4 protein-coding genes are annotated in these 6,656 nt (G+C 58.8%); 1 reads left to right on the top strand and 3 read right to left on the bottom strand.

The genetic code is table 11. The annotated features are described in order from the left end of the window. A partial coding sequence (locus EN879_RS19495) for a ParB/RepB/Spo0J family partition protein (RefSeq protein ID WP_127274185.1) occupies positions 1-1,772 on the bottom strand: 1,772 nt, incomplete at its 3' end. A gap of 416 nt (positions 1,773-2,188) precedes the next feature. Here EN879_RS19495 and EN879_RS19490 point away from each other — a divergent pair. Continuing rightward, complete coding sequence (locus EN879_RS19490; protein ID WP_063170745.1) at positions 2,189-3,559, top strand: PleD family two-component system response regulator; 1,371 nt, start codon at positions 2,189-2,191, stop codon at positions 3,557-3,559. 358 nt (positions 3,560-3,917) lie between these two features. Here the strand turns inward: EN879_RS19490 and EN879_RS19485 are convergent, their stop codons facing one another. Both EN879_RS19485 and EN879_RS39455 read right to left on the bottom strand, forming a co-directional pair. Then, positions 3,918-5,360, bottom strand: coding sequence for a hypothetical protein (locus EN879_RS19485; protein ID WP_063170746.1), 1,443 nt, complete (start codon positions 5,358-5,360; stop codon positions 3,918-3,920). A gap of 971 nt (positions 5,361-6,331) precedes the next feature. Beyond that, a partial coding sequence (locus EN879_RS39455) for a hypothetical protein (RefSeq protein ID WP_206520966.1) occupies positions 6,332-6,656 on the bottom strand: 325 nt, incomplete at its 5' end.

Below are 6,656 nucleotides of genomic sequence, written 5' to 3'. Positions count from 1 at the left end.
TGTGCTGTCATGTCGAGGTTGACCGCTGTCGCCAGCCTGTTCGCTGTCTCGTGGGCGCAAGGCTTGCGCTCCCAAGGCTGCTTTACGGCATTGACGGTGAGCGAGGCGCAATGGGCGAACAACGCCATGACGCTGGCGTGGTCGAGTGAGGCGATGAAGCCCCACAGGTCGGCCACATCGCGAGGCATGTCCGCAGCCCACTCCGCATGTCGATCTGCCAATGCCTTGCCTGCCGCCGTATCTTCGATGCCGTCCGCGTGACCGGCGAGGTAGACGCTGGTTGGGCGGATTTCGAGGCAGTGGGCATCAGCACCCTGATAGAAGGTCTGCGCCGCAAGCGTATGGGTAACCGCAACAAGGGCAATGTCCGGCTGTTCGCCAAGCGCAAGGCGAAGCCCAAGCGTACGATAAGCGGTCAAGTCGCGAATAAGAAGGTCCGACAACGGCTTGCCATCATCCTCCGCTTCTTCGTGGCTGCCACCATCGGAATCCGAACCGCTTCCGTCTTCGATGATCTCGCCATCGTCATTGACGGCGTAGTCCTCGCCGTCTGGAAGCGTTTCCGCTTCCGGTCCCACCTGCTCATCCTCGGCGCGGATGAAACCTCGTTCGATGCGCGCCGCTCCATCATGGGAAAGCACGACGAACACGCCACCACGCGAAACAATATCAGCATCGTAGGCGTGACGCAGAGCGTCGATGCGCTCGATCTCGGCTTCAAGTTTGCCGAAACGCTGATCAACATCGTCCGGCAGTTCCTCGGCGCTATTCCATTCATCTGTGAGCCGGTTGAACTCGTCGGATGCCCTTGCGTAGGCAGCTTTGTCTTCCTCCGACAAATCCACCGGCTGTGGGTAGGTACGGCGCAAGCCGTTTGCGTGGGGGAAGTCGATATGGACATCTGCACATTTCCAACCCTCGGCCTGCCTGACGGTTTCAGAGATGCCTTGCAGCTTCTCAATCACCAAGCGGTCGAGCAAAGCGGCATCCTCGTAGAAGCCGCCGCGATCCTCGGTGAACAGGTCGCGCAGGATGGCACCGCCGGCTTCCATGTAGGCTTCCGCGCCGATGAAGACGGCGCGGCGGTCGTTCGCCGCAACATGCGTCCGCGTCAGTTCGCGGCGGATGACGTAGGGCTCGCGATTGTAGGTGAGGCTTTCGAAAACCTGTTCCTGCCGGGCATGATCGTCCGTGATGGCGAAAGCCATCAGCTGATCGAGGGTCAAATCGCCCTCGCGGTAGACCTGCATCAACTTGGGACTGACCGCGCCAAGCCGCAGGCGCTGCCGCACGACATGTGCGGTAATGCCGAAGCGGGCGGCGATTGCCTCCGCACCCCATCCCTTGTTCTCGTGAAGGTCGCGGAACGCCTCGAACTGATCTGCGGGGTGCATGTCCTCGCGGGTGATGTTCTCGTCCAGGCTGATCTCATGCGCATCGTTGACGGTGTCGATGACGCAGCGGATCGGCTCGGTCTTCTTGATCTGCTTGCGCTTCACACGCAGTAACTGCGCCAGCCTGCGGCCCTCGCCGATGGTGACGAAGTAGAACCCTGTTTCCGCGCCCTCGCCGTCGAACTCCGGCTCAATCACAAGGTTTTGCAGGATGCCCTTGGCGGCGATGCTGGCCGCGTAGGCCTCGATGATCGCTTCGCTGTGCGGCATCTTGCGCGCATTGCGAGGCGACTTCTTGAGCTTGTTCAGCGGAATGAAAACTTCCGTGCCGCTCGCGCTGGCGGTTCCGGTCTTCGCGCTCGTTTCATTGGTCGTCATGGTTCTGGTCCTTTCACGTTACATGCCGAAGGCATGCCCCTCGGCATGCCTTCCGGGGGCGCGTGAGCGCGCGGCAGAGAGGGGGGCGAATGCCGGCGAGCGGAGCTGGGCTGCGCGTCGAGCGGGGCGGCTCGGACCAAGTCAGAGGATGTCGGTCATTCGCCGCCTTGCGAGCGGGCGGCCCCGCTTTGCGCAGGCGGCATTCGCGGGGGAGAGATGGCCAAGACCATCTCCCCCTTTTTGGAACCATATGCATCTAATTGCCACGACGTGATTGGCCGCTTTGCGCCTAGTTCGAGACGTTCACTGGCTCTTGTCGAAGACGCCGGAAGCCGCCATTCATTGTCGTCGGTAGTGTTCAATCAGCTCCAAGCCGGGCAATCGACGAAATACGTTCTTCAGGAGAACATCTCGTCATGACCGCGCGCATCCTTGTCGTCGATAACATTCCTGCCAATGTGAGATTGCTCGAAGTCCGGCTGCTTGCCGAATATTTTGAGGTGCTGACGGCGTCCAACGGACTCGACGCCATCGAAACCTGCGAAAATGGCAAGGTCGATGTAGTGCTGCTCGACGTGATGCCCGGCATGGACGGGTTCGAGGTCTGCAGGCGGCTGAAGAGCGATCCGGCGACATCGCATATTCCGGTGGTGATGATCACCGCGCTCGACCAGATTGCGGACCGAGTGCGCGGTCTCGAGGCCGGCGCCGACGATTTCCTGACCAAGCCGGTCAATGACCTGCAGCTGATGACGCGCGTGAAAAGCCTGGTCAGGCTGAAGTCGCTGACTGACGAATTGCGCCTGCGTGCCTCGACCACACGCAACATCGGCATCGAGGAGGTGTTGAGCCGCACCTTCACGTCCGAAAACGCGACGCCAAAAGTTCTGCTGATTGACGAGCGCAAATCTTCGTTTGAGCGCATCCAGAAGATGCTGCGCGACAGTGCCGATCTCGACATTGCCACCGACCCGCATGCCGGCTTCTTCCAGGCTGCCGAAGCGCCCTATGAATGCGTCGTGATCTCGATGGCTTTTGCCGAATTCGATCCGCTGCGGCTATGCTCGCAATTGCGTTCGCTCGATCGCACCCGCTTCCTGCCGATCATCCTTCTGGCCGAGGAAGGCGAGGAGGGGCGGATCATCCGCGGCCTCGAACTCGGCATCAACGACTACCTCATGCGGCCTATAGACCAGCAGGAGCTGGTGGCGCGGATGCGTACGCAAGTGCGCCGCAAACGCTACAATGACCAGCTTCGCGCCAGCGTCACCCAAACCATCGAGATGGCGGTGACCGATGGACTAACCGGGCTGCACAACCGCCGTTACCTCGATAGCCATCTACAGACGTTGTTCGATCGTGCGGTGGCGCGCCAGCGACCATTGTCGGTGATAATCACCGACATCGACCTTCTAAAGTCGGTCAACGACACACACGGTCACGAGGCAGGTGGCGACGTGCTGCGCGAGTGCGCGCGCCGGCTACGCAAGAATGTGCGCGGTATCGACCTTGCATGCGTTTATGGGGTCGATGAATTCGTAGTGGTGATGCCGGACACAGATAGCACGGTGGCCGAAAAGGTCGCCGAACGCATTCGCGCTGAAATCGCCCAGGTGCCATTTGCCATCGGTCGTGAGGGAAAGACGACCGAAGTTACTGTCAGCGTTGGCGTGTCTTCGGTTTTCAAAGGGGCGGATACAGTAGCGGCGCTGATAAAACGCGCCGACGTCGCCCTTTACAAAGCCAAAAACGGCGGCCGCAACCGGGTGGTCGTTGGTCTCGATTGATGGATTGCTGCCCGGCGTTGTTATGGAATTTAGCTTTCTTTATGTGTCGGAAGTCTACTTGGCCTCGTAGGCGGCGGGCGGTTCCCGCGGACTGTTCAACATTGGAGTGACGGCAAGATTGGAGCAGCGCGTCCTAGCTTGGTTGGAAACGCCACCCTCAATAATCTTGGCGGCTTCGACTTCTATCGAAGCAAAAGAGCCCTCCCGCCCGGCAGTTAAGAAAGGCGACGACCTGAACCAAGGAACCAAGCGGTTGCAGACCGTTAATTGAATGCAATCAGCTAGGTTCCGCAAGATGAACGGATCGATGGACCGTTCACCTCGCGATCATGTTCTTTCAGTGGGCTCCTGCACTCTGTCAGACTGAGAATCTGCCGATCAAGAATTTCCGAAGAGCTTCGGCAGACGCACGCGCCGCAAACGGCTTGAAACGGTCCGCCTTGTTGGGATCGGCATGGTCCATCACCCCCTTGATAACGATCCACTCGCCAATACCACACTGCTTTGCGATCTCACCGATTGTGGCCGCTTCCATCTCGAGTCCCAACACGGTGCGCACGCCGCTGCGCTTCAACATGTCCCAAGTCATGCCATTTTTGACAACGACGTTTCCGCTGGCGATTGGGCCAGTCTTGATTTCAAAGGGGAGTGTTTTTGGTGGATCGACATCCATGACAAGTGACCGTTCCACAGCACTTCGTCCTACTTCCGTAAGTTTTATCGACGTCCCCTCTATTAGCAGCTCCCCCGACTTCTCTAGATCAACAAGCGTCGAGGACCACTCCCCGTCCGCGAAGTAGCGTTTACGCGCTGGCAGCACGCGCGGATCGAAGCCTTGATAGAGCTTGTGCATTAGCCATAATTTGCGCTCCCCACCATTTGGATGGCCGAAACTTGGGAGATCACGAGGATCGAGAGACTGCGCCGCCGCAAGCCACTCCTTAGATATTCGTGCCTGGCGGATATCGCTGAGGAACTCGTCCTTTTCCCGTTTTCCCTCGTCGTATTGATAGGCAAGCTCCGAGACGATGAGATCACCAAGCTCAACATCGCCTGGGTTACCAGCGCAAACCCCACACATCACAAGGCACTTTGGTCGGAGATAGTTGGCGAGGTTTGTCGCCACCGGACTGGTGCTCACGGACCCCATGCGACTCGGTTTCGCTAAAGCTATACTGAAACGCTCTTCACCTCCTACGACGAAGGACCCGACTAGATAATCGTCGTTGAGATGGGTCTTTCGCGGCAGCCATTCCGACACGCCTTCAGGCGACCCAGCACGGGTGCCAAACACCGCGCGTGCCTCGGTAAATTCATCGGCAATGGCTGTTATTAACAAAACATCCACCGATTCCCCCTGTGGTCCCATTACCGCAGCCTGAGACTCGCGGCTGAGTTTGAAGAAGCCCTTCGACAATTGGCTGGTCCAATAGTTCCCGCTCAATTCGCCGGTATGTTCATTTAGTCGAAGGATCGCCGCACCCTTGTATGGGTTGACTGCGTCAGACCACATAGCCTTGGGTTCTACCTCGTACATGTAATGAATGACGGGGCGTCCTGAGACCTCGTGGCTGGGCTTGGCGAGGATCGTGCGGGAATCCGAGCCGATCGAATACACTTGCATGTCGATCCCCCAATCGCTCTGACGAATGATGGCGGTTGCATCGACCTTTCCGGTACGGTCACCCCGTTGCCAATGGATTTCCATCTTCCAAGTGCCGCTCACGGTCGGGAACGCGCCGTCGTCCGACCTTGTCGCTGCGTGCGGCCCGGTCTCCACTGAACGATCATCATCAGGCATCTGTGGCTACCTCCATACCGTCTTTGAAAATGACCACGCCGTAATGTGCACTCGCCACACCTGCCGCCATCACGCCTGGCAACGCCGACCCGAACAGGGCTGCCAGGTACCGTCCGCCATGCCTTGGGTTGGGATGCGGCATTACCACCGACCGCAGGATCGGGGGCGAAAAATACAGGGAGAGCGAGCTGATCTCCAAGGTCGATGAAAGAAGATGGAATCCGTCATGGAAATCGCTGGAGTCCCTGGATATTGAACTCAAGACCTCAGTTGTAGACCCTCTGGGGGGCGTGACAGCCCTTGGCCGTAACGGAAAAGTAGGAAGCGTATCGGGGGTGTCACTTACCAAGACCCCGATACCTGAAAACAGTGCTCCGCTTTCATCGCGAACGCTTCGCAGCAAGCCGTAAAGGCTTCCAACTATAGTTTTTTCTTGGTCTGTCATCATCTCCACAACCTACATAGTTTTCGCAGCACAGACTCCATGCAAGTGCGGTCCGCCTTGCGTCCCGGAGCCGGCAGCCATTAAGCATGGAAAGAAACGTGTAGTCCGTCTGGAAACGGTGCCAGACCGACGATGCAAAGTAGCAGACCCGAAGTATAGAAGGTCGAATTTCTGACTACGCTCTCGATACTGGCGATATCGTCGTGAGACGGCGTCGGGGCCTTCTCCGGATGTGTATGCCAGTCCCCCACGTACTCAAGCCCTGTTGCGAAATGCTGGTCAATCTCCTTCTGCTCCGCTTTGCGATCCGGCCAAAAATGAAACCGCCCCCGTCGATCCGCCGGCCTGGGGCCAGTCGCCGCTAACACACGCCAAACGTCACCCTCGATGTCGGCGAACAGCTGTCCTCCGGCCTCCCTACTGAACCAGCCCGTCTGTCGGTAGCCGTCGAAGACCCTGAGCACGTCTGGCGAGAACCGGACGGTTACGCGGTGGAACCGAGCAACGACTGAACTATCTTCGAGGGTTACAGCCATTGTCGCTCCATCACTCCTGACACCGACACCGTGGGCTTCATCGCCTTGAACTCCTCCGTCCATTGCCCTTTGGCACGGGCGAGATTGCGATCCGAAGTCCACCATGTCCGCCACGTGTCGGCCAACCCTGACTCTTGCAATCGATCGAGGCAGAGCTCGGCGATCATCGCCTGGACCGCGACAACCTCAGGTGCCCCGAAAGGTGTCGTGGCGTTACCGCATTCCTTGGGCGGCTGACGATCGTTCCGCGATGCCGGACGCCGAGGCGCGCCCTTCTCAAACCCATCCGTGAACCGGGCGCCATCTCCCGACAGC

The organism is Mesorhizobium sp. M7A.F.Ca.AU.002.02.1.1 (assembly GCF_003998535.1).
Classification (GTDB): Bacteria; Pseudomonadota; Alphaproteobacteria; order Rhizobiales; family Rhizobiaceae; genus Mesorhizobium; species Mesorhizobium ciceri.
The sequence above is the reverse complement of the archived record's forward strand: the minus strand, read 5'-3'. Positions and strand labels throughout refer to the sequence as shown.